Here is a 21,581-nt window from a genome sequence, read left to right as displayed (position 1 = left end):
TGCCAGTTTGGACAGGTCCACGCAAGTTTGTGCTTTTCCAGACTTCGATCCCTGCGCTATGTCACCCTGTACAGAATGTCGCAGGGAGGGGACGATATGGGTTGGATGCGGGATGAAGCCGGTCTGGAAAAGCGTACAGCGAATTACGTGCCGCTGACGCCCTTGTCACACTTGCAACGCGCGGCAGAGGTGTTTCCCGACACCATAGCCGTTGTGCACGGCCCGCACCGCAAGACCTATCGCGACTACCACGAGCGCGTGACGCGCTTGGCCTCGGCGCTTGTGGATATGGGTGTGCAGCCGGGCGATGTCGTGGCGACGATCCTTCCGAATATCCCCGCACAGGCCGAGGCGCATTTTGGCGTACCCGCTTGCGGTGCGGTTCTGAACACCATCAACACGCGACTGGATGTGGACACCATTGCCTACATCCTCGACCACGGCGAGGCGAAGGTGGTTCTGTGCGATCCGCAGTTCATGCCCGTGCTGGCTGACGCGATTGAGCAGATGGAGGGCCCAGCCCCCAAGGTGATAGAAGTGGCCGATCCGCATGAAGGTGTGAATGCGTCGAGCGACTATCCCGAATACGAGGACGTGTTGGCCGGGGGAGACCCCGATTTTCAATGGCTGATGCCCGAGGACGAATGGGAGAGCCTTGCGCTCAACTACACCTCTGGCACCACCGGGCGGCCCAAGGGCGTCGTCTATCACCACCGTGGCGCATATCTGATGACGATGGGAACGGCGATCAGTTGGGAAATGGCGCTGCGACCCAAATACCTGACCATCGTTCCGCTGTTCCATTGCAACGGCTGGAACCACACTTGGATGATGCCGATGCTTGGCGGCACAGTTGTGTGCTGCCGCGACATCAGCGCCAAGGCGATTTACAATGCGATTGCTGATGAGGGTGTGACGCATTTCGGCGGTGCGCCCATCGTTCTGAACATGATCGTCAATTCGGACCCTGCGGATCGTCGCGAATTTGACCATTTGGTAAAAGTCTATACCGCAGGTGCACCCCCTGCCCCGGCGACGCTTGCCAAGATCGGCGATCTGGGATTCCACGTAATGCAGGTTTACGGGCTGACCGAAACCTATGGCCATGTCACCGAATGCGTTTGGAATGGCGACGCGTGGGACGGGCTGGCGCAAGACGCGCAATCCGCGATCAAAGCGCGGCAGGGTGTGGCCTTTCCGATGATGGAAAAAATCGACGTGCTGGACGACACAGGCACCCCGGTGCCGCGCGATGGCAAAACGCAAGGCGAGATCGTCATTCGCGGCAATTCGGTGATGAAGGGATATCTCAAGAACCCCAAAGCGACGGAGGAGTCCTTCGAAGGCGGATATTTCCATTCCGGCGACATCGCGGTGATGCACCCCGACAATTACTGCCAGATCGCGGACCGCGCCAAGGACATTATCATCTCGGGCGGCGAAAATATCTCATCCGTCGAGGTCGAAGGCTGCCTGATGGCGCATGACGCGGTGCTGCTGTGTGCTGTGGTGGCCAAGCCCGACGACAAATGGGGCGAAGTGCCCTGCGCCTTTGTCGAGCTCAAGGGCAACCACAGCGCCACCGAGGAAGAGCTGATCGCCTTTGCGCGGACGAAACTCGCCGGGTTCAAGACCCCGAAGAAGGTGGTGTTCGAGGAGTTGCCAAAAACGTCGACCGGGAAGATCCAGAAGTTCCAGCTGCGCGAGCGTGCCAAGGCGCTTTGAACCGAACGTCTGTTTTTACTGGAGATGACGCATTAACTCGGCCGCCCGTGCGCGGCCAAGGTCGACCTTGCAAGCATTGATCGCGATACCCGTACCGGACCCGCCGCCGAATGTTGCCCCGACATAGTCGCAATGCGCATCGCGGTAGGCTGACCACGCCGCCTGTGCGGCCTCGAGCGCGGGGATCGTCACGGGCCGACCGGTTATTCCATCCAGCTCTTCCGCGGCGGACCTCGCGAAACCAAGATAGATGTCGATGGTTGCATCCACCCGAGAGAGGGTATCAGCCACGCAATTGCCGATCTCGACCTGACTGCTGCCGCCGCATTCCGTGGCCGGATCAGCCAAAACAGCGGTGGGCGCGACAAGCGAAAGCAACAGGAATGTGGTGAATTTTTTCATGGCGGAACCTCTGTTCAGGTTGGATCACTGTGAACCAATTGATGCCATCTATCCACAGCACCAGCATAGAAGCGTGTCTGGAGTCCCGAAAGACGAAACTCTGACCGGGCACATCAATATGGCGACGGATGATGTCCACTTTGACCACCAAATCGCGCCCCGACAAGGGGCGCACCCTGTCAATGATAGGATGCCCAGTGCAAAAGCACGCCGCTCCCCTTGCCGCATTGCGCGAATGTCCGCGCGGGTGTACCCTAGACTATAATCAACGAGGCAGAGCAGCCCGCATGACCGCGCTGAAGGAATTTCAACGGCTGGAGGCCGAAGGTGTCTGGCGTGCCACGCCCGCCGACCAGCGCAAGGACGTGATCGTGTCTTTGGGCGATGCCTCTCTGACGATCCTTGATCTGCGGGAAAACGTGCTGGCGCATTGGTCGGTCGCGGCCGTGGCGCGGTCGAACAAAGGGCAGATGCCAGCGATCTACCACCCTGACGGCGATCCGGGGGAAACCCTCGAATTCGGAGAAGACAGTGCGCAAATGATCGAGGCGATCGAGCGCATTCGCTCGGCCATCGACAGGACGCGCCCAAAACCTGGCAAGCTGCGCTTTTGGATCACTGGACTGATTGCGGCTTCGGTGATTGGCGGGATCGTCTTTTGGCTGCCCGACGCGCTGCTGCGGCACACGGTGCAGGTGGTGCCTGCGGTGAAGCGGGTCGAGATCGGGGATGCGCTGCTGGCGCGGATCACGCGGATTTCTGGCCAAGCCTGCATGACCCGCGATGCCCGCGAACCGCTGCGACGGCTGGCCTCACGGGTTCTGGGTCCGGCGCAGCGCGGTGCCTTGGTGGTGCTGCCGGGTGGTGTGGCCGAGACTGCACATCTACCGGGTGGCCGCATTCTGCTGAACCGGTCGCTGATTGAGGACCCCGAAGAGCCGGATGTGACTGCGGGCTATGTGCTGACCGAACGGTTGCGCGCGCTGACGCAGGACCCGCTTGAGGAAATGCTGATCGAGACAGGGCTGTGGTCGAGCCTGCGCCTGCTGACCACCGGCGAGATGGTCGATACGGACCTTGATCGCTACAGCGAATATCTATTGGCGCGGACGCCCACCAAGCTGTCCAATGACGTGATCATCGCAGGTTTCGAAATGGCGGAACTGCGCACCACGCCCTACGCTTATTCTGTCGACATCACCGGGGAATCGACCCTGCCTCTGATCGAAGCCGATCCCATGACAGGCAAAGACGTCCGTCCTGTGTTAAGCGATGCGGACTGGTTGCGCTTGCAAGGGATCTGCGGCGAGTGATCAGTGCCCGAGGCCTTTGCCCCGTCCTACAATGATCGGTTCTTTGATCTTCTGATCCTTCGTCAGCAGCTCGCGTGGCACCGTGTTGCTCCAGATTTGCTGGGTGGCGCGGTGGCCCTGACGGGTCATGTGGGCGCGGTGCGGGTTCAGGCGGTCATCTTCCCAAGCCGGTTTGTAGCCCTTGGGAACAGCAGGAAGCGTGTTGCCCTGCGCGTCATAGACATGTTTGGGCACGATCCGCTCTTCGTAGACGCGCGGTTGCGGCTGGCTGTACTTCTGCACCCGAACCGTGCGGTTGGGGACAGAAGGCACTATGCGCTTCGGTGTGATGATGACGGGAGCGGCCTCTGCCACGACAATCGGCGCGGCAGAGCGCACAAGGCTGGGGGCCTGACCACAGACCGGCTGACGGTCGCGACCAACGCGGGGCACCCAGTTGACGGCACCATCGACCCCTGCGCGCACATAGACGCAGCCCCGGCTGTCGACATATTGCCGACTGTCATAGCTGGCGGGAGGCACTTCGGAAGGCGGCGTGACCTGCAAGCCTTGAGCTGACACAGATACGGTTGACACCAGCAGCGCTGCCAAGGCAACCGCGGCTTTGATACGATACACAGTCATTTGTCTGTCCCCACAGATGTCCGGGAAGACTGCCTGTCAGGTGTTTGGGTGTAAAGGGCTATTTCGTCCCGAACATCCGATCCCCGGCATCGCCCAGACCGGGCACGATATATCCCAGCTCGTTGAGGTGCGAATCCAGCGAGGCGGTGACGATGGGCACGTCGGGGTGCGCCTCTTTCATGCGGGCAACGCCTTCGGGCGCGGCGAGCAGGCAGAGGAAGATGATGTTCTTGGCACCCGCGTCCTTGACGAGGTCGATGGCCGCGGCAGAGCTGTTGCCTGTGGCGAGCATGGGATCGACGACAATCGTAATGCGGTCTTCGAGTTGCGAGGGGACCTTGAAGTAATACTGCACTGGCTTGAGCGTTTCTTCGTCGCGGTAGAGACCGACAAAGCCGACCCGTGCCGCCGGGATCAGCTCAAGGATGCCGTCGAGCAACCCGTTGCCGGCGCGCAGGATCGAGATCAGGGCAAGCTTCTTGCCGTCGATCACCGGCGCGTCCATCTCGCAGAGCGGGGTTTCGATTTTCTTGGTGGTGAGCGGCAGGTTGCGCGTCACCTCATAGGCCAGCAAGTGGCTGATTTCGCGCAGCAATTGGCGGAATGATTTGGTCGAGGTGTCTTTCTCGCGCATCAGGCTCAATTTGTGCTGAACAAGCGGGTGGTCAACGATGGTCAGGTGTTGGGTCATGTGCGCTCCAGTCGTTTCAGGACACGGGTGCGGGTGTCCTCGTCGCAGAAGGCCGCGCGGGCGGCGGTGTCGTTGAGTTCGGCAAACACATCCTCGTCCCAGCGGAAGGTGCGGGCAAGGTTGATATATTCGTCGCGCATCGTTGTATGAAAGAACGGCGGGTCGTCGGTGGACACCGTGACCTTCACACCGCGTTGGCGCAGCTTTTCAATGGGATGGTCGGCAAGGCTTGGGTAAACTTCGAGGCTCACATTGGAACCCGGGCAAACTTCGAGGGTAATCTCGTTCTCCACAAGTTTGTCCACAAGGGCGAGATCGTTGATCGCGTGGACGCCGTGGCCGATGCGTTCGACCTTGAGATCGTCCACCGCATCGCGCACTGATTGCGCGCCGCCCCATTCGCCCGCATGGGCGGTCAGGCGCAGCCCGGCTTCGCGTGCCATGTCAAAGCTGTAGGCAAAGTCCTTGGGTTTGCCCTCCATTTCGTCGCCCGCGATGCCGAAGCCGACGATCCAGTCACCTGCAGTTTCAGCCGCACAGAGCGCCGAGGCCTTGGCCTTTTCCGGGCCAAAATGGCGGATGCAGGTGACGATGCCGCGCAGGATGATGCCGTGATCGCGTTCAGCCTCGTCAGCGGCATCTTTGATCGCGTGCAGGTATTCGCGCCATGCGCCCACGTCGCTGCCGCCGCAGAAATCGGGGGACAGAAAGGTTTCGGAATAGATCACGTCATTTGCGGCACTTTCTTCAAGCACGGCTTTGGTCAGGCGGGCGTAATCCTCGGGGGTTTTGAGCACGCTTGTGGCGGCCTCATAGACGCTTAGGAAATGTACGAAATCGCGGAAAGCGTAGCTGCCATCCGATTTGAACACGCCGTTAAGATTGACGGATTTTTCCTTGGCCAGCCCTTTGATGAACGACGGCGGCGCCGCGCCTTCGTGGTGCAGGTGCAATTCGACCTTGCGCAGACGCATGATGCGATCAAGCTCTTCTTCGTCGATCGGACGGCTCAGTCGGTCGCGCCGTTCTTCTTCATCCATCACAGGAAACTCCGCCCCGATCCTCTTGCCGCGACGCCAAGATGCTTGGCGACGCTTGCGGCGACATCAACGAACCCGACATGCCCGATTTCACCCGTGCCAGCCCCAGCCATCAGAACCGGGACGCGTTCGCGGGTGTGGTCCGTGCCGGTCCATGTGGGGTCGTTGCCATGATCCGCCGTGATGAGCAACAGGTCATCGGGTTTGAGCCTGCGCAACAGCTTGGAGAGTTCAGCGTCGAACCATTCCAGCGCGCGGGCATAACCCGACACATCGCGGCGGTGACCGTATTTGCTGTCGAATTCCACAAAATTCGCAAAGATCAGAGCGCCATCGGGCGCTGTGTCGATCTGATGCGCAAGGTGGCCCATCAGCTGCGCATCCGAGCCCTTGTGAACGGTGTCGATCCCCGCTATCGAGAAGATGTCCCCAATTTTGCCAATGCCGATCACCGCTTGCCCAGCGTCCTGCACCCAGTTTGTAAGGACCGGTTCGGGCGGTGCGATGGCATAGTCGCGGCGGTTGGTGGTGCGTTCAAAGCTGCCGTCCTGCCCGACGAAGGGCCGCGCGATCACGCGACCAATGCAGCGTTCGTGGCACATGGGCGCGAGGTCTTGGCACAGCTTGAGCAGTCGTTCGAGGCCGAACGCCTCTTCATGCGCGGCGATTTGAAGGACGCTGTCGGCAGAGGTGTAGCAGATGGGTTGGCCCGTCCGTAGATGCTCTGCTCCAAAAGTTTCGATCACCCGCACCCCGTTGCTGTGGCAATTGCCAAGGATACCGTCGGTGCCCGCCAGTTCGCAGATGCGTTGGGTGATGTCGTCAGGGAAAGAGGGCACCGTGTCGGGCAGATAGGTCCAGTCCCACGGCACGGGCAGGCCTGCCAGTTCCCAATGGCCCGACGGTGTATCCTTGCCGTGTGAAACCTCGGTTGCGGCGGCCCAGCGCCCGGTGGGGGTGGCTGTAAGGTTCGGAGGAGCCTTTCCGCTGGCCAGTTGGACCGCGCGGCCAAGGCCCAATGCATCAAGCGTGGGCAGGTGCAAGGGACCACTTCTGCCCTCTTCGGCCTGTCCTGCCGCGCAGGCTTGGGCGATGTGGAGCAGCGTGTTTGCCCCAGTGTCCGGCACGGTGGCATTAAAGAAGCGGTCCGCATCTGGCGCACCGCCGATGCCAACGGAATCCATCACGACGAGGAACGCGCGGCTCATGTGATGTGCTCCAGCACCAACGGGGGTGCAGTGGCTGGACCATCGGTCAAGGTGATCGCGGCGCGCAAGGCCTGCTCTGCCTCATCCGCCTGGCTTTCCCGTGCGGCATGAACGCGGGCGAGCGGTTGGCCTTTGGTGACGCGGTCCCCGACCGAAACCACATCGCTGAGCCCAACAGCCGGATTAACCACATCCGATTCCACCTGACGCCCGCCGCCCAGCGCCACAACGGTCAAACCCAAGGCTTCGCCATCGATGGCGGTGACGGTGCCAGATGTGGCGGCTGTGACTTCGCGGATCACCGGTGCTTCGGGCAGGAAACGGACCCAGTCTTCGACAAAATGCACGGGTCCGCCCATTGCGTAGACCATTGCTCCGAACTTTTCAGCGGCTGTGCCGTTGGCGATGGAAGCTTTGACTTTGGCATGAGCGTCATCGACGCCGGCCTGTTCCAGCAGCGCCCCGCCCAAGGCAACCGTCAGTTCCGACAACCGACCCGACGCGGTCCCAGTAAGAACCCGCATCACGTCAATGACTTCTAGCGCATTGCCAAGGCTGGGGGCCAAAGGTTGGGACATATCTGTGATCAGCGCAGACGTCGGGCATCCTGTTGCGTTGGCCGTATCGACCAAAGCACGAGCCAAAGCGCGGGCGTCGTCCTGCGATTTCATGAATGCGCCTGAGCCGCACTTCACGTCGAGCACGAGGCCCTCAAGCCCTGCCGCCAATTTCTTGGACAGGATCGACGCGGTGATGAGATCAAGGCTTTCCACCGTCGCGGTCACGTCGCGGATCGCGTAAAGCCGCTTGTCGGCTGGCGCGATATCTGCACTGGCGCTGACGATGGCACAGCCGACCTTGGACACAACCTGACGGAACTGGTCTTCGGTCAGTGTCGTGCGAAAACCGGGGATCGATTCCAACTTGTCGAGCGTGCCGCCGGTGTGACCCAGCCCCCGGCCCGAGATCATCGGGACATAAACGCCGCAAGCTGCAAGCGCAGGGGCAAGGATCAGGCTCACGCAATCCCCCACCCCGCCAGTCGAGTGTTTGTCGAGAACCGGCGCGTCCAGGTCCCAGCGCAGCACCTTGCCACTGTCGCGCATGGCGGCGGTCAGGGCGGCACGGCCAGTGTCTGTCAGACCGTTCAGGCAGACACCCATCGCGAACGCGCCCGCCTGCGCATCGCTGACAGACCCATCGGCAAGCCCTTGTGCAAACCAAGCAAGCGCATCTGCGTCAGGTGTACCCCCTTTGCGCAGGGTGGCGATGATCGCGCGCGCATCCATCAGGTGCGGTCCATATGTCCGGCGTCGAACGCACCCGGCAGCAAGTCACCCACGGTGGTCTTGAATTCGGCCCCTTCGGTGGTGGCCAACGTCACCGGAACATCGCGTGCGGCGAATTCCGACAGCTTCTGGCGACAGCCACCACACGGGGGCACCGGATCTGGACTGTCCGCAATCACAAAGGCTTCGACGATCTTGTGCGCCCCGGAGGCGATCATCGCGGCAATTGCACCAGCTTCGGCACAGGTGCCTTCGGGATAGGCCACGTTCTCGACATTGCACCCGACATAGACGCGGCCATCGTCGGCCAGCAAGGCTGCACCAACCTTGAAATTCGAATAGGGCGCGTATGCGTTCGCCCGAACAGCCAGCGCTGCCTTTTTCAGTTCCATCGGTCCCCTGCCCTTCGATGTCAGGCTCACATGATTGCGAGGCCACGCGCCTGATTGCAAGGGCTCGCGGGAACCGGGAACGCAGCGTTCGCGTTTTGTGGTAAATGAAGGAGGTTCCCATGCCAATCCAGAACAGCATCGCCCTTGATCCAACACTTGGACTTGGCCCCGATCCTGAAGAAGCGATGACCGAACAGCAGGCCATAAAACTTCGCGAACTTTCCAGCGAAGCGGATGAACCTTTCGATGGAAGCCTGACCCGCAGGCAGGCAGAGCGGCGGATCGCACATCTTCAGGAATACCTTGAATGAGCTTCTTGCCGCAGGGGTAACTGACCGCCCTTTCCCTCCGCTCGCAAAAGGTTTACCCCTAAACCAAATTTGAGCGGGGTCACGTCATGTCGGACAACACCAACGAAACGCTGCGTCAGGCAGCACTTTTTTACCACGAATACCCCAAGCCCGGTAAGCTTGAAATCCGCGCGACCAAGCCGCTTGCGAATGGGCGCGACCTGGCGCGGGCCTACAGCCCTGGCGTTGCCGAAGCCTGCCTTGAGATCAAGGCCGATCCCACGAATGCTGCGCGTTACACGGCCAAGGGCAATCTTGTGGCAGTGGTGTCGAACGGCACCGCCGTTTTGGGTCTTGGTAACATTGGCGCATTGGCCTCCAAGCCGGTGATGGAGGGCAAGGCGGTTCTGTTCAAGAAATTTGCCAATATCGATTGCTTCGACATCGAGGTGAACGAGAGCGATCCGGAAAAGCTCGCTGACATTGTTTGTGCGCTTGAGCCGACCTTCGGCGCGATCAACCTTGAAGACATCAAGGCGCCCGACTGTTTCATTGTGGAAAAGCTTTGCCGCGAGCGGATGAATATTCCCGTCTTTCATGACGACCAGCATGGCACTGCGATTGTCGTTGGAGCCGCCGCCACAAACGCGCTGCACGTTGCGGGCAAAGCGTTCGAGGACATCAAGATCGTGTCTACCGGCGGCGGTGCGGCCGGGATCGCCTGCCTGAACATGCTCGTCAAACTGGGTGTGAAGCGCGAGAATATCTGGCTGTGTGACATTCATGGTCTGGTCTACGAAGGTCGTGCCGAGGACATGAATCCGCAGAAGGCGGCGTTTGCGCAAAAAAGCGACCTGCGGACGTTGGATGACGTGATCGACGGGGCGGATTTGTTCTTGGGCCTCAGCGGTCCGAGAGTTTTGAAGCCCGAGATGGTGGCTAAAATGGCGGATCGCCCGATCATCTTTGCACTGGCCAACCCGACGCCCGAAATCCTGCCCGACGAGGTGCGCGAGGTTGCACCGGGCGCGATCATGGCAACAGGGCGCAGCGACTTTCCCAATCAGGTCAATAACGTCTTGTGCTTTCCCTTCATTTTCCGGGGTGCGCTGGATGTCGGCGCGACCGAGATCAACGACGCGATGCAGATCGCGTGTGTCGAAGGGATCGCCAAGCTGGCGCGCGCCACCACCAGCGCCGAAGCGGCTGCGGCCTATCGTGGTGAACAGCTGACCTTTGGGGCGGATTATTTGATCCCGAAACCGTTTGACCCGCGCCTGTCTGGCGTGGTGTCGACCGCCGTGGCACAGGCTGCGATGGAAACAGGCGTGGCCTTGCGTCCGCTCGACGACCTCAAGGCATACAAGGCCAAGCTTGACGCAAGCGTCTACAAATCGGCGTTGCTTATGCGTCCGGTGTTCGATGCTGCGGCCACCGGCGCACGCCGGATCGTGTTCGCCGAGGGCGAAGATGAACGGGTGCTGCGGGCGGCGCAGGCGATTCTGGAGGAAACCACCGAAACCCCGATCCTGATCGGTCGTCCCGATGTGATTGCGTCGCGCTGTGAACGGTTGGGTTTGGAGATCCGGCCAGAACGGGATTTCACACTGGTGAACCCAGAGAACGATCCGCGCTACCGCGATTATTGGGAAACCTATCACAAGATCATGGCGCGGCGCGGTGTGACGCCCGATCTGGCGCGGGCAATCATGCGCACCAACACCACTGCCATCGGCGCGGTCATGGTGCATCGCGAGGAGGCCGACAGCCTGATCTGCGGCACGTTCGGTGAATTCCGCTGGCACTTGAATTATGTGACGCAGGTTCTGGGATCGGAAAAGCATTCGCCGCATGGCGCGCTGAGCATGATGATCCTCGAAGACGGGCCGCTGTTCATTGCAGACACCCATGTGCGGTCGCTGCCGACGGCGGCGGAGCTGGCGCAGACTGCCATTGGTGCAGCGCGGCATGTGCGGCGGTTCGGTCTTGCGCCGAACATCGCCTTCTGTTCGCAATCGCAATTCGGCAATCAGGACGAAGGGTCCGGCCAGCGGCTGCGCGAGGCCATTGCGATGCTGGATTCAGAGCCGCGCGATTTCTGCTACGAGGGTGAGATGAACGTTGATGCCGCGCTTGATCCTGAATTGCGGGAGCGTCTGTTGCCGGGCAACCGGATGCAGGGTGTGGCAAACGTGTTGATCTTTGGCCACGCCGATGCGGCGTCTGCGGTGCGTAACATCCTCAAGATGCGCGCGGGTGGGCTTGAAGTGGGGCCGATCCTGATGGGCATGGGCAACCGGGCGCATGTGGTCACGCAAGGCATCACTGCGCGCGGCTTGCTCAACATGGCAGCGATCGCAGGCACACCGGTTGCGCAGTACGGATGAAGATGCGACGGGTCGACCTAAAACCCTAGCTCAGCCCGTCTAGAAACGCCTCGGCCTCGGAGAGGATCGTTTGTTTGCGGTCCTCATCCATTCGTTTCCAATTGGCGTAGATCGTGCTCATCCGCTGGTTCTTGGCGAAGTTCTCGGAGTGCCGGTCAAGGAAATGCCAGTAAAGCGTATTGAACGGGCACGCATCTTTGCCCGTCTTGTCATTCACCTTGTAACGGCAGGATTTGCAGTAATCCGACATGCGGTTGATATACGCACCAGACGACACATAAGGCTTTGACGCGATGATGCCGCCATCGGCAAACTGGCTCATCCCCACAACGTTGGGCGCTTCGACCCATTCGAAGGCGTCGATATAGACCCGCAGATACCACTCATGCACCTCGTGCGGGTTGATGCCTGCAAGCAATGCGAAATTGCCGGTCACCATCAGCCGCTGGATGTGGTGAGCGTAGGCCTCGTCCGCCGTTTGGGTAATTGCCTTGGACATGCAATTCATGTCCGTGTCGCCGGTCCAGTAGAAGTCCGGCAGTTTGCGCTGGTGGTTGAGCGCGTTACGGCGGGGATAGTCCGGGCCTTCGCGGAAATAGATGCCGCGCACATATTCGCGCCAACCGATGATCTGCCGGATAAACCCTTCGACCGCATTCAACGGCGCATGGCCGTCTTTGTACGCGTCTTCCGCAGCTTGGCAGACCTCGATTGGGTCAAGCAGCCCGACATTCAGATACGGCGAAATCAGCGCGTGGTAGAGGAAGCGATTGTCGTTCATCATCGCGTCCTGAAAATCGCCAAAGCGCGGCAGGGCGTAGGTGATGAAATGCGTCAGCGCGCGGCGGGCCTGTGTCTGATCGGTGGCGAACCAGAAGGGGCGCAGCGTGCCGAAAGAGTTGCCGAAGCGCGACTCGACGAGATCGAGCACTTCTTCGACCGTGTCGTCCGGAGTGAATTGCATAGGGCCAGAAAACGCGATGTCGTCGGGGGCAGGTTTACGGTTCTCGGAATCGTAGTTCCACTTGCCACCTTCGGGGGCGTCGCCATCCATCAACAGGCCGGTCTTGCGGCGCATGTCGCGGTAGAAATACTCCATCCTCAGCGCCTTGCGGCCCTCGGCCCAAGTGTCGAATTCATCCTGCGAGCTGACGAACCGGGTGTCCGGTTTCATCGTCAGCTTGAGCGGCATGTCTTCGAGCGTCTGGATCAAGCGCCATTCGCCGGGCTGGGTGGCGATGACCTCAGACGCGCCGGTGTCTTCGGCGCGGCGGAGCAATTCGCCGGGGATCGAACCTGCGTTTTCAGTGTCGTCGAGTTGCGTGTAGCTCACATCCCAGCCGCCCTCGCGCAGGCGGGCGGCGAATTTGCGCATGGCCGCGAAGATAAAGGCGATCTTCTTGGGATGATGCTGAACATAGGTCGCTTCTTCGGCGACCTCGGCCATCACCACAATATCCGCCGATTTGTCGGCCTCTTTCAGGGCAGACAGGCTTTCGGACAACTGGTCGCCCAGCACCAGAACAAGCCGGGTCACCACGGCACCTCTTTTCCTTGCCAGTCAAAGAATTTGCCGGTGTCGTCCGGGTTGAGATCGTCGAGAACGGAAAGCAGGTTTGCTGCCGCGTCTGACGCTGGAACGGACGGATTGTGGCCAACATATTTTTCAGTGAACGGCGTTTCGACCGTACCGGGATGCAACGCCACACAGATCAGGTCTTTGTGGGTCCGGGCGAGTTCGATAGCGCTGCTGTGGATCATCTGGTTCAGCGCTGCCTTGGATGTACGGTAGCTGTACCAACCGCCCAACCGGTTGTCCCCGATGGAGCCGACGCGCGCCGATAGGGCGGCAAAGACCGACCGCCCCTTTCGTGGGAGCAAACGCATTGCGTGTTTCAGAACAAGCGAGGGGCCAACGGTGTTGAGCTTGAATTGGTCAATCATGGCGTCGGCCGTGACATGGCGCAGAGTCTTTTCCGGCTTGGCCTTGTTGATTTCCAGTGCCCCGGTCGCGACGAAGACAAGATCGAATGGGCCCTTCAGCGCGCCGAGCGCCGCCTCAACGCTGGCTTCGTCCGTGACGTCGAGGCCATCGCGGCTGCGCGACAAGCCTGTCACGGCAACGCCGCGGGCGGTCAGTGTGTTTGAAAGCGCCGTACCGATGCCGCCGCTTGATCCGATGATAAGTGCTGTTTCCATGAACCGCCCAGCTAGGGTGACGGATCAGACGGTCAACGGCGTCAGATCAACCCGCGCCAACGAAGGACAACAATGAAAAGCGTAATGGCCGCGAGAAAGTTGAACGCCATGCTGCCCAGCACCGATAGCGCGATCCCCTTGCGCCGGTCGACAACGTCGATCGCCTTGAGATGCGTTGCAGCGCGGTCATACGCGCTTTTGGTCGCATTCGGATCAAGGCGCATCGCCAGCTTAGGATTACGCGCCATCTGCTCTGCCTCGGCGACGATGGCGATATCATTGCGTACGCCCGAGGGCAGTTGTCGCCCCGCTTTGGCAACCCGTCGCGACAGCGACCCGCGTTTCAGACCAAGCCGTTTGGCCATCAGGGTCCGCAGCGCATCTGCGTTGGATTTGATCATCTCTGAGTGTTCCATTGAATTAACATAAGCCTCCGCGCCCTCTTGCTCAATACAGATACGGCACAGTATGCAGCCCAAATGCTGAACACACTGTTTACAGAATCGACCGGTATCGCGCGTCCGGTTCTTATCGTTCACGGGCTTTACGGGTCGGGGCGCAACTGGGGCGTGGTCGCAAAACGCCTGTCAGATCGGGGGCCAGTGATCGCCGTGGACCAACGCAATCACGGGGACAGTTTCTGGTCAGACAGCCATTCCTATCATGATATGGCTGCCGATCTGGCCGAGGTGATCGCGGCCCAAGGTCGCCCTGTGGATGTGGTCGGCCATTCGATGGGCGGCAAGGCGGCGATGGTGCTGGCGCTGACGCGGCCCGATCTGGTGGAACGGCTGATCGTGGCCGATATTGCTCCGGTTGCCTATGGTCATTCCCAGATGCAGTTCATCAAGGCGATGCGGGCGGTCGATCTGTCAAAGGTGGAAAAGCGGTCGGATGCGTCCGAACAGCTGGCCGCCCATGTGGACGATCCAACACTTCAGGCGTTCTTTACTCAGTCGCTGGATGTAAAGGCCAAGCGATGGAAGCTTAACCTTGATGCGCTGGCTGCCGAGATGCCGAACATCCTTGGCTTTCCAAAGGTAGACGGCGCATTCGAGAAACCAACGCTGTTCCTATCCGGCGCATTGTCGGATTACGTGACACGAGACGCGCGCCCGGTGATAAAACAGCTGTTCCCAATGGCCCAGTTCGCCAAAATTCCCGGCGCAGGTCACTGGCTGCACGCCGAAAAACCGCGCGAGTTCGAAGCGTCGGTGCGGGCGTTTCTGGACCGGGATCAGTAGCCGCGGCAGGATTGTTCGGACCGCGCGGCAAACGCTTTGTAACGTTCCCAAAACGCGTCATCCGCACGCGATTGCGACATCCAGGTGTCATGCGCGCGCTGGGGATCGGAAAAGAACTGCGATGCCTTGCGCTGATCCGACCCAGACAGCGATTGGTTTGCCACGGTCTGAATGCAGCCGCATAGGCGGGAATTGCGCGCCTTGCGATCCGAGGACAGACAAGCGCGGCTGATCGGCCCGGTTGAAAAGCGCGTTACGGCGCCCGTGTCATTCCGATCAAAACGATTGCTGCCGCCGCATCCTGCGACCAATGCCGTCACCATTAACGCTGCCAAGAATTTCATGACGCCTGATCTCTTTTCTCTGCGGCCGTGCCCAAGGTCTTGTGCCCCGTGTCGCGACCAACTGCCTGATGAAAGCATGCCCGAAATGTCACGTGTTTTCAAATCACCTTTTGTCAAGCGAACCGCGGCCTTCACGCCACCTTGACCAGACCCCAAAACCGCATCATATCCGGCGCATGACAGAGCTTTCGCACATCCGCAATTTTTCCATCGTTGCCCATATCGACCACGGGAAATCCACCCTGGCCGACCGGTTGATCCAATCGACCAACACGGTCTCGGAACGGGAGATGAAGGAACAGCTTCTCGACTCGATGGATATCGAGCGGGAACGCGGCATCACGATCAAGGCCAACACCGTTCGGATCGAGTACAAGGCCGAGAATGGAGAGGTGTATATCCTCAACCTGATCGACACGCCCGGACACGTGGACTTTGCCTACGAAGTCAGCAGGTCGATGCGCGCGGTCGAAGGGTCGCTGCTGGTAGTGGATGCCACGCAAGGTGTGGAAGCGCAGACGCTGGCCAACGTCTATACCGCGATTGACGCGGACCACGAGATCGTGCCGGTTCTGAACAAGATCGACTTGCCCGCGTCCGAGCCTGACCGGGTCAAGGAACAGATCGAAGACGTGATCGGAATCGACGCGTCCGAGGCTTTGGAGATTTCCGCCAAGACCGGCGTCGGCATTCCCGCAGTGCTTGAGGCTATCGTCAAGCGCCTGCCGCCGCCCCATGAAGGCGATGCGACCAAGCCGCTCAAGGCGATGCTGGTGGACAGCAAATACGACCCCTATCTGGGCGTCGTGGTCATCGTGCGCGTCATCGACGGAGTTCTGAAAAAGGGCCAGAGCATCAAGATGATGAAGACCGGCGGCACCTATGACATCGACCGGATCGGCGTCTACCGCCCCGCGATGCAAGAGGTCAAAGAGCTGGGCCCCGGCGAGATCGGCTATATCACCGCACAGATCAAGCAGGTCAGCGACACCCGCGTCGGTGACACGATCACCACCGAGAAGAAGGGGTGCGAGACACCCCTGCCCGGCTTCAAACCGTCGATCCCTGTGGTGTTCTGCGGCCTCTTCCCGGTAGATGCCAACGATTTCGAAGACATGCGCGACGCGATGGAAAAGCTGGCGCTGAACGACGCCTCTTTCACCTTCGAGATGGAAACATCGGCCGCACTTGGCTTTGGCTTCCGCTGCGGGTTCCTTGGTCTTCTGCACCTCGAAGTGGTGCGCGACCGTCTGGAACGCGAGTATGACATCGACCTGATCACCACAGCACCCTCGGTGATCTATCACGTCTACACCAAAGACGGCGAGATGCAGGAATTGCACAACCCCGCCGACATGCCTGACCCCTCGACCATCGACCACATCGAAGAGCCGCGCATCAAGGCGTCGATTCTTGTGCCGGACGATTATCTGGGCGACGTGCTCAAGCTGTGTCAGGACCGCCGCGGCCTGCAGCTTGACCTGACCTATGTCGGCAGCCGCGCGATGGTGGTCTATGACCTGCCGCTGAACGAGGTGGTGTTCGATTTCTATGACCGCCTGAAATCGGTGACCAAGGGCTATGCCAGCTTTGACTACCAGATGATCGGCTACCGCGAGGACAACCTCGTGAAGATGCAGGTTCTGGTGAATGACGAACCCGTGGATGCGCTGTCCACTATGGTTCACCGCGACCGGGCCGAGACCCGGGGCCGCGCCATGTGCGAAAAGCTCAAGGACCTGATCCCGCGCCACATGTTCAAGATCCCCATTCAGGCCGCCATCGGTGGCAAGGTGATCGCCCGCGAAACCCTGTCCGCCCTGCGCAAAGACGTGACCGCCAAGTGCTATGGCGGCGACGCCACCCGGAAAAAGAAGCTTCTGGAAAAGCAGAAGGCCGGTAAGAAGAAGATGCGCCAGTTCGGGAAGGTGGACATCCCACAGGAGGCGTTCATCTCGGCGTTGAAGATGGATGGGTGAGCACGGTGTAGGGTGCGTGTTTTCACGCACCAATTCACCGCAACCCGTGGAATGGTGCGTGTAAACACGCACCCTACCCCCGCCCAAGGAACTGCGGGCAGCGGATGGCCACCCCCCGGCCAGCCGCTTTGGCAACGCCTTCGCAAGGATTGAGGTCGTCCGGATCTGCCCGGCATAAAGTCGCGACCACGGGCCATCGTGCGGCAGGCCGCGGCCATCCCCTGCCCGTATCCTGGCGAGTTTGCCTTTTTGGTACGTGCAAGCACGCACCCTACGCCTGAGAAAACACATGCAAAGTTTCGCACCCGTGCTAGGCTTCCCTCGTCAAGGGAGGACACACTTATGAAACATCTGATCACTGCCGCCGCGCTGTCGTTGGCGATGGCAAGCGGCGCCTATGCCGAAGGCCAAACACATCACATTGCGATCCACGTCAACGAGAACGACCCGCAGGTCATGAACATCGCGCTGAACAATGCGCAGAACGTGGCGAACTACTATGCGTCCAAGGGGGATGAGGTGGTGATCGAGATGGTGGCCTATGGCCCCGGTCTGAACATGTTCATCCCCGGCAAGAGCCCGGTCGAAGATCGAATTTCCACCATGTCGCTCGAGATCGAGACCCTGAGCTTTTCCGCTTGTGGCAACACGCTGGCCGCCATGCAAAAGAAGGCCGGGCATGACATCGTGCTGATGTCCGAAGCGACGGTCACCCCGTCGGGCGTGGTGCGCCTGATCGAATTGCAAGAGCAAGGCTACGCCTACGTGAAGCCCTAACCTCAGGCGCGGTGCGGGCATCATCTTGCCAGTCCCGGCAACGTGATCCCGCACCCTCTGCACAGCATCTGCAAGACAGGGTAAGCTGCCGGAAAAGTCCCGAGCAGGATCCGTAAACAATGCGCCCGATTCTTCTGGCTTCCCTTCTGGTGGCAGCCCCTTATGCGCAGGCCGATGTCTGCGATTTTCGCCCCAGTGTCCTTGCCAGCAAGGCAGGACAGGCCGCCAAGGCGACTGCGGGAAGCATAGCTTTGGCCGCGTCGCAAACGGTGCGGGCTGTCGGAGTGTTCACGCTCGAAAACCCGGTGTCGGGGTTGAGCATGATCAGCACCGGCGTCAACAGCGCCGCGGCGGCAGGCAGCAGCGTCGCCGCTGGGGCCAGTGGTGCGATGACCACAGCGACGGCGATTGTCACCGCGCCCGTCACCATTACGGTGGCTGGACTGACAGCTGTGGCGCTCGGCAGTTACGAAGGGGCCTGCTATTTGCGCCAAGAGCGGATCACAGACTATGACGAGATCCGGTATATCGTGTCGAACCTGTCAGCCAATTCTGACCCAACGATGTTCCGGCTGATTCCCAAGGGAGCGGAATATGTCACACTCAAGGGCCGCAATGCACTGGCTGGTGAGGACAAGGTGCGGATCGCGGCTGCGGGTGTCGGGCCGTTCCTGTTCGACGTAAAGAACCTCTACATCGTCGATGGCGTGCTGATGCACCGGGACGCGGGACGCAACACGGTGATCGGGAATGTTGCGCTTCAGGTGGTCGGAGACGCCGGCTGAGCCTTTTCCACAGCCAGACCGTTGTCTTGTCGCGGAAAACGGGAACGGTCCACTGGACTGCCCGCACCTTGCGAGATACCGCGACCCGCCCGCGTTCTGCTGCGTTACCGGGGCGTCGCCAACGCTTCAAGACAGGCAGAAGCGACCGGGTCTGGAAGCGCCTTGGCAATGCGCGGTGTCTCGGACGCTAGAAATGGCGCACGACCGTCTTCGGGTCGGTCCTCAGAGCCGAAATAGGCGGACAGGTGATGACAGGTGGAGGGGGCAAGCCACGGCGCATCTGTCAGTACCAAAAGGATGGCATCTGGCTGTTGGCGGTAGAGCGGCAGCATATCCGCCGCATAAGATTGGGTGAGCCCCGCATCTGTGCTGCGCAGCGCGACATCCCCCAGCAAAAGCCAAAGGCCCGCAGCGCCCGGAGTGCCGGACCGCGCCTGTTCAAGGCCGCGACCATAGAGATCGGCAAGCCCGTGCATGGCTGCCAGCGGGCTATCATGCCGGGACGGAACACGTCCCAGCATCAATTCGATCATCTCGACCGCATCCCCGGGCTGAGGTGGCGGCAGGTCTTGTGCCCCAGCGGTGGACACTGCGAAACACAGACCCACGACCGCCCCGGTACGTCGCAAGACCATCAATCGAACGCGGGCATACCGCCCCACATGGAATGCATATGCTGGGTGCAATCCCAATCTAACGGACGACCACGTTCTACGGACTCATCCGAGATATTGACCGTGATGTTGCCACTTTCTTTCGGCGTGATTTCGGACCACATCTGATAGACTTTTGCCCCCGGCAACACGATGCACCCATCGGACCAAGAAGCGCTGGTGCCTTTGTGGATGAAAAACCCATTCGCCGTGCCGCCATTGCCGTTATACGGCACTTTGAGGCCCAGCCAGATCGCTTCGCGATTGCCGCCATCGGTGCCATCGGTCTTGTTCGCCATGCGCGTCGCATAGCCGGTATAGGATCCGGCATCGATGACCACCTCCTGATCCCACCAGCAGGTCTCCGAGATGTTGATCGATCCGCTTTTGAACGTGAGTATGCCCGTGCCATTTTTGCGCACGACATTGATCGTGTAGCTCATTTGAATACTCCAGCTTTAAAAAAATTCGTCACAATATCAGGAATTGTAGCGCGACAGCCCAGAGTCGGGCAACTGGTTTGTCAAACGGCCTCAGCCGATTTGACCGATATCAACGTGGAACTCAGTGTTATCTGGCAGAATGACGCCCAATAGCAGGAGAACCGACATGGACCTGATGGCACAAGAAACACTGCTCCTCAAACGGCGGGCCGAGCTGACCCGTGATCTCATCGAGATCGAGGACACACTGGATGATCCGATGCCCAAGGATTGGGGTGATCGCGCATCAGAGCGTCAGGGCGACGAGGTTCTAGAAGCGCTTGGCAAATCCGATCTTGACGAACTGCGCCGCATCGACGCCGCATTGGGGCGTATCGCGGATGAAAGCTATGGCATCTGCGCAAAATGCGGCGATGCCATTGCCGAGGAACGACTGCGCGCAGTTCCCACTGCTGCCCTGTGTCGGCAATGCGCCTGAGATTTCCACCGTGACCGCCCGATGACCTCAGACCCCGCCCCATTGCTTGTGCATTCCACGGCTTTCGTCTTGACGATCTGGTATGCGCTGGTGCCGGGCAGCCTTTTTTCATCTCCCAGACAAACTGGAGTGAGACGACTTATTATTCATTGCATTACAGAAACTTACTATTTTTTCAAACATGCTTGTGATCCAGTTGCCGCATGCAACCGTACATCAAAGTGTCTACAAAAAAGTACACTTGGGGAGGGGTTGTGTCAGAATTTTTAGACTCCATGCGGCGAGATTTCGACGCGCGCATGACTGCACACGAAGGGATGCTCGCGCATCTTGGTTTGCATCTGACGGATCTCGACGCATCTTTGCTTGTCGTCGAACTGAAGGCGACGTTCGGCGCATGTGGTGCATGCCATTGCCCCAAGACCTGTCTTGAATGGCAAACCGGATCAGATGACGGCCCGCCTCCCTGGTGTCATAAGAGTGGCACGTTCCTGACCTTGATCGAAGCTTATGCAACGCTTGCAGCCAAGAAAACTGGACGGGGCTAACGCCTGAGCTGGCTTATTGTGGTGGTGGCTCAGGGCGGTTCAGCGAACTTGATCCGCATCAAAGAAAACACATACGCATTATGGAATGTTATGGCCATCCTAAAGGAATGGGAGGCCAAAATGATCCGACTCGCGACAATTCTCTATTCGCTGATTGCAACCACACTTGCTGGTACGGCTGTTGTTGTGGTCCTGACTGCCGGATACGGCACGCTTGTCCCGATTGTGGCAGCGGCCGCCGTAGGGGCGACGCTGGCGTTGCCGGTTTCGTACTTGATCGCGCGAGAAGTCTATCAGTCCTGATCCGTCGCGGCTTCGAGCCTGTCCAACAGGCCATCCGCACAGGCTTCGATCAATGCAAGAGCGGCATCGAAGTCACGGGTGAAATATGGGTCCGGCACGTGATTTGCCCCGGTCTCGGGCGCAAAATCCGTAAACAATTTCACCCGATCGGCTGGGCCAACGGCGGCAACATCGCGCGCGTTGTCTCCATCCATCACAACGATCAGGTCGAACTGGCCGAAATCGTCCCGCGATAGTTGCCGGGCGCGCAAGCGTGACAAATCATAGCCTTTCACCCGCGCCGCCTCTTGCATCGGGCCGTAAGGCGGCTTTCCAATGTGCCAGTCGCCTGTGCCTGCGCTATCCAGCACAACGTCCATCCCACGCGCCGCTGCCTTGGCGCGGGTCACGCTTTCTGCGGTGGGAGAGCGGCAGATATTGCCCAGACAGACAAAGAGGATACGGTGGGACATGCTCATGACTTAGCC

General features: G+C 60.0%; 25 protein-coding genes. 11 read left to right on the top strand and 14 right to left on the bottom strand.

What is annotated here, in order from left to right:
- Positions 1-96 precede the first annotated feature (96 nt).
- Positions 97-1,725 carry an AMP-binding protein gene (locus MCRY_RS16245; protein WP_085631802.1) on the top strand — a complete coding sequence of 543 codons (1,629 nt, stop codon included), beginning with the start codon at positions 97-99 and terminating at the stop codon, positions 1,723-1,725.
- Positions 1,726-1,740: 15 nt separating this feature from the next.
- Here the strand turns inward: MCRY_RS16245 and MCRY_RS16240 are convergent, their stop codons facing one another.
- Complete coding sequence (locus MCRY_RS16240) at positions 1,741-2,127, bottom strand: lysozyme inhibitor LprI family protein (RefSeq protein ID WP_085631800.1); 387 nt, start codon at positions 2,125-2,127, stop codon at positions 1,741-1,743.
- A 287-nt stretch (positions 2,128-2,414) separates the two neighbouring features.
- Here MCRY_RS16240 and MCRY_RS16235 point away from each other — a divergent pair, with 287 nt between their 5' ends.
- Positions 2,415-3,440, top strand: a complete 1,026-nt coding sequence (locus tag MCRY_RS16235; protein WP_085631798.1) for a hypothetical protein — start codon at positions 2,415-2,417, stop codon at positions 3,438-3,440.
- Here the strand turns inward: MCRY_RS16235 and MCRY_RS16230 are convergent, their stop codons facing one another.
- From MCRY_RS16230 to MCRY_RS16205, 6 genes are all read right to left on the bottom strand, one after another.
- Complete coding sequence (locus MCRY_RS16230; protein WP_085631796.1) at positions 3,441-4,064, bottom strand: hypothetical protein; 624 nt, start codon at positions 4,062-4,064, stop codon at positions 3,441-3,443. It abuts the gene before it with no gap.
- Between the two features lie 58 nt (positions 4,065-4,122).
- Complete coding sequence (gene upp / locus MCRY_RS16225) at positions 4,123-4,755, bottom strand: uracil phosphoribosyltransferase (protein ID WP_085631794.1); 633 nt, start codon at positions 4,753-4,755, stop codon at positions 4,123-4,125.
- Positions 4,752-5,729 carry an adenosine deaminase gene (locus MCRY_RS16220; RefSeq protein ID WP_085631902.1) on the bottom strand — a complete coding sequence of 326 codons (978 nt, stop codon included), beginning with the start codon at positions 5,727-5,729 and terminating at the stop codon, positions 4,752-4,754. The genes upp and MCRY_RS16220 overlap by 4 nt, the downstream gene beginning before the upstream one ends.
- Before the next feature lie 65 nt (positions 5,730-5,794).
- Positions 5,795-7,003, bottom strand: a complete 1,209-nt coding sequence (locus MCRY_RS16215; protein WP_085631792.1) for a phosphopentomutase — start codon at positions 7,001-7,003, stop codon at positions 5,795-5,797.
- Complete coding sequence (locus MCRY_RS16210; protein ID WP_171046192.1) at positions 7,000-8,292, bottom strand: thymidine phosphorylase; 1,293 nt, start codon at positions 8,290-8,292, stop codon at positions 7,000-7,002. Before MCRY_RS16210 ends, MCRY_RS16215 begins: the two co-directional genes overlap by 4 nt.
- Positions 8,292-8,684, bottom strand: coding sequence for a cytidine deaminase (locus tag MCRY_RS16205; protein ID WP_085631788.1), 393 nt, complete (start codon positions 8,682-8,684; stop codon positions 8,292-8,294). The genes MCRY_RS16210 and MCRY_RS16205 overlap by 1 nt, the downstream gene beginning before the upstream one ends.
- A gap of 119 nt (positions 8,685-8,803) precedes the next feature.
- On the opposite strand from MCRY_RS16205, the gene MCRY_RS16200 reads away from it, so the two are divergent.
- Together MCRY_RS16200 and MCRY_RS16195 are read left to right on the top strand one after the other, a co-directional pair.
- Positions 8,804-8,995, top strand: a complete 192-nt coding sequence (locus MCRY_RS16200) for a DUF3072 domain-containing protein (protein WP_171046193.1) — start codon at positions 8,804-8,806, stop codon at positions 8,993-8,995.
- An 86-nt stretch (positions 8,996-9,081) separates the two neighbouring features.
- Positions 9,082-11,361, top strand: coding sequence for an NADP-dependent malic enzyme (locus tag MCRY_RS16195; protein ID WP_085631784.1), 2,280 nt, complete (start codon positions 9,082-9,084; stop codon positions 11,359-11,361).
- Between the two features lie 25 nt (positions 11,362-11,386).
- Here the strand turns inward: MCRY_RS16195 and MCRY_RS16190 are convergent, their stop codons facing one another.
- The 3 genes from MCRY_RS16190 to MCRY_RS16180 are packed head-to-tail and all read right to left on the bottom strand — an operon-like array spanning position 11,387 to position 13,976.
- The gene (locus MCRY_RS16190) at positions 11,387-12,901 is read right to left on the bottom strand and encodes a cryptochrome/photolyase family protein (protein ID WP_085631783.1); all 1,515 of its coding nucleotides are present in this window, start codon (positions 12,899-12,901) and stop codon (positions 11,387-11,389) included.
- Complete coding sequence (locus MCRY_RS16185; protein ID WP_085631781.1) at positions 12,895-13,560, bottom strand: SDR family NAD(P)-dependent oxidoreductase; 666 nt, start codon at positions 13,558-13,560, stop codon at positions 12,895-12,897. Before MCRY_RS16185 ends, MCRY_RS16190 begins: the two co-directional genes overlap by 7 nt.
- A gap of 41 nt (positions 13,561-13,601) precedes the next feature.
- Entirely contained in the window at positions 13,602-13,976 is a 375-nt protein-coding gene (locus MCRY_RS16180; protein WP_085631779.1) for a hypothetical protein, read from the bottom strand.
- A gap of 63 nt (positions 13,977-14,039) precedes the next feature.
- Between MCRY_RS16180 and MCRY_RS16175 the strand changes: the two genes are divergently transcribed.
- Positions 14,040-14,804: an alpha/beta fold hydrolase gene (locus MCRY_RS16175; RefSeq protein ID WP_085631777.1), complete on the top strand. Its 765-nt coding sequence runs from the start codon at positions 14,040-14,042 to the stop codon at positions 14,802-14,804.
- Here the strand turns inward: MCRY_RS16175 and MCRY_RS16170 are convergent.
- Positions 14,798-15,148: a hypothetical protein gene (locus tag MCRY_RS16170; protein WP_085631775.1), complete on the bottom strand. Its 351-nt coding sequence runs from the start codon at positions 15,146-15,148 to the stop codon at positions 14,798-14,800. The genes MCRY_RS16175 and MCRY_RS16170 overlap by 7 nt on opposite strands.
- Before the next feature lie 176 nt (positions 15,149-15,324).
- Here MCRY_RS16170 and lepA point away from each other — a divergent pair, with 176 nt between their 5' ends.
- From lepA to MCRY_RS16155, 3 genes are all read left to right on the top strand, one after another.
- Positions 15,325-17,127, top strand: coding sequence for a translation elongation factor 4 (gene lepA, locus MCRY_RS16165; protein ID WP_085631773.1), 1,803 nt, complete (start codon positions 15,325-15,327; stop codon positions 17,125-17,127).
- A 342-nt stretch (positions 17,128-17,469) separates the two neighbouring features.
- Positions 17,470-17,904, top strand: a complete 435-nt coding sequence (locus MCRY_RS16160) for a DsrE family protein (protein WP_238939517.1) — start codon at positions 17,470-17,472, stop codon at positions 17,902-17,904.
- A 119-nt stretch (positions 17,905-18,023) separates the two neighbouring features.
- Entirely contained in the window at positions 18,024-18,689 is a 666-nt protein-coding gene (locus MCRY_RS16155; RefSeq protein ID WP_085631771.1) for a hypothetical protein, read from the top strand.
- 104 nt (positions 18,690-18,793) lie between these two features.
- Here MCRY_RS16155 and MCRY_RS16150 read toward each other — a convergent pair whose 3' ends face one another.
- Complete coding sequence (locus MCRY_RS16150; protein WP_139834107.1) at positions 18,794-19,318, bottom strand: hypothetical protein; 525 nt, start codon at positions 19,316-19,318, stop codon at positions 18,794-18,796.
- 5 nt (positions 19,319-19,323) lie between these two features.
- A complete protein-coding gene (locus MCRY_RS16145) occupies positions 19,324-19,785 on the bottom strand; it encodes a hypothetical protein (RefSeq protein WP_085631767.1) in 462 nt (153 codons plus the stop codon).
- Positions 19,786-19,951: 166 nt separating this feature from the next.
- Between MCRY_RS16145 and MCRY_RS16140 the strand changes: the two genes are divergently transcribed.
- The 3 genes from MCRY_RS16140 (at position 19,952) to MCRY_RS16130 (ending at position 21,114) form a co-directional block, all read left to right on the top strand.
- Entirely contained in the window at positions 19,952-20,263 is a 312-nt protein-coding gene (locus tag MCRY_RS16140) for a TraR/DksA family transcriptional regulator (RefSeq protein WP_085631765.1), read from the top strand.
- 299 nt (positions 20,264-20,562) lie between these two features.
- Complete coding sequence (locus tag MCRY_RS16135) at positions 20,563-20,811, top strand: hypothetical protein (RefSeq protein ID WP_138488208.1); 249 nt, start codon at positions 20,563-20,565, stop codon at positions 20,809-20,811.
- 120 nt (positions 20,812-20,931) lie between these two features.
- Positions 20,932-21,114 carry a hypothetical protein gene (locus MCRY_RS16130; protein WP_085631898.1) on the top strand — a complete coding sequence of 61 codons (183 nt, stop codon included), beginning with the start codon at positions 20,932-20,934 and terminating at the stop codon, positions 21,112-21,114.
- Here the strand turns inward: MCRY_RS16130 and MCRY_RS16125 are convergent.
- Positions 21,105-21,566 (bottom strand): low molecular weight protein-tyrosine-phosphatase, encoded by a 462-nt coding sequence (locus MCRY_RS16125; protein WP_085631896.1) that lies wholly within the window; start codon positions 21,564-21,566, stop codon positions 21,105-21,107. The two genes, MCRY_RS16130 and MCRY_RS16125, sit on opposite strands and share 10 nt — an antisense overlap.
- Positions 21,567-21,581: the final 15 nt, after the last annotated feature.

The organism is Marivita cryptomonadis (assembly GCF_002115725.1).
In the GTDB taxonomy this organism is placed as follows: domain Bacteria; phylum Pseudomonadota; class Alphaproteobacteria; order Rhodobacterales; family Rhodobacteraceae; genus Marivita; species Marivita cryptomonadis.
This window is presented reverse-complemented; position numbering and strand designations above follow the sequence as displayed.

Coding starts and splice junctions, on each gene's coding strand:
- MCRY_RS16245 (WP_085631802.1), top strand. CDS start 97: ATGGGTTGGATGCGGGATGAAGCCGGTCTGGAAAAGCGTACAGCGAAT.
- MCRY_RS16240 (WP_085631800.1), bottom strand. CDS start 2,127: ATGAAAAAATTCACCACATTCCTGTTGCTTTCGCTTGTCGCGCCCACC.
- MCRY_RS16235 (WP_085631798.1), top strand. CDS start 2,415: ATGACCGCGCTGAAGGAATTTCAACGGCTGGAGGCCGAAGGTGTCTGG.
- MCRY_RS16230 (WP_085631796.1), bottom strand. CDS start 4,064: ATGACTGTGTATCGTATCAAAGCCGCGGTTGCCTTGGCAGCGCTGCTG.
- upp (WP_085631794.1), bottom strand. CDS start 4,755: ATGACCCAACACCTGACCATCGTTGACCACCCGCTTGTTCAGCACAAA.
- MCRY_RS16220 (WP_085631902.1), bottom strand. CDS start 5,729: ATGCGTCTGCGCAAGGTCGAATTGCACCTGCACCACGAAGGCGCGGCG.
- MCRY_RS16215 (WP_085631792.1), bottom strand. CDS start 7,003: ATGAGCCGCGCGTTCCTCGTCGTGATGGATTCCGTTGGCATCGGCGGT.
- MCRY_RS16210 (WP_171046192.1), bottom strand. CDS start 8,292: ATGGATGCGCGCGCGATCATCGCCACCCTGCGCAAAGGGGGTACACCT.
- MCRY_RS16205 (WP_085631788.1), bottom strand. CDS start 8,684: ATGGAACTGAAAAAGGCAGCGCTGGCTGTTCGGGCGAACGCATACGCG.
- MCRY_RS16200 (WP_171046193.1), top strand. CDS start 8,804: ATGCCAATCCAGAACAGCATCGCCCTTGATCCAACACTTGGACTTGGC.
- MCRY_RS16195 (WP_085631784.1), top strand. CDS start 9,082: ATGTCGGACAACACCAACGAAACGCTGCGTCAGGCAGCACTTTTTTAC.
- MCRY_RS16185 (WP_085631781.1), bottom strand. CDS start 13,560: ATGGAAACAGCACTTATCATCGGATCAAGCGGCGGCATCGGTACGGCG.
- MCRY_RS16180 (WP_085631779.1), bottom strand. CDS start 13,976: ATGGAACACTCAGAGATGATCAAATCCAACGCAGATGCGCTGCGGACC.
- MCRY_RS16175 (WP_085631777.1), top strand. CDS start 14,040: ATGCTGAACACACTGTTTACAGAATCGACCGGTATCGCGCGTCCGGTT.
- MCRY_RS16170 (WP_085631775.1), bottom strand. CDS start 15,148: ATGAAATTCTTGGCAGCGTTAATGGTGACGGCATTGGTCGCAGGATGC.
- lepA (WP_085631773.1), top strand. CDS start 15,325: ATGACAGAGCTTTCGCACATCCGCAATTTTTCCATCGTTGCCCATATC.
- MCRY_RS16160 (WP_238939517.1), top strand. CDS start 17,470: ATGAAACATCTGATCACTGCCGCCGCGCTGTCGTTGGCGATGGCAAGC.
- MCRY_RS16155 (WP_085631771.1), top strand. CDS start 18,024: ATGCGCCCGATTCTTCTGGCTTCCCTTCTGGTGGCAGCCCCTTATGCG.
- MCRY_RS16145 (WP_085631767.1), bottom strand. CDS start 19,785: ATGAGCTACACGATCAATGTCGTGCGCAAAAATGGCACGGGCATACTC.
- MCRY_RS16140 (WP_085631765.1), top strand. CDS start 19,952: ATGGACCTGATGGCACAAGAAACACTGCTCCTCAAACGGCGGGCCGAG.
- MCRY_RS16135 (WP_138488208.1), top strand. CDS start 20,563: ATGACTGCACACGAAGGGATGCTCGCGCATCTTGGTTTGCATCTGACG.
- MCRY_RS16130 (WP_085631898.1), top strand. CDS start 20,932: ATGATCCGACTCGCGACAATTCTCTATTCGCTGATTGCAACCACACTT.
- MCRY_RS16125 (WP_085631896.1), bottom strand. CDS start 21,566: ATGTCCCACCGTATCCTCTTTGTCTGTCTGGGCAATATCTGCCGCTCT.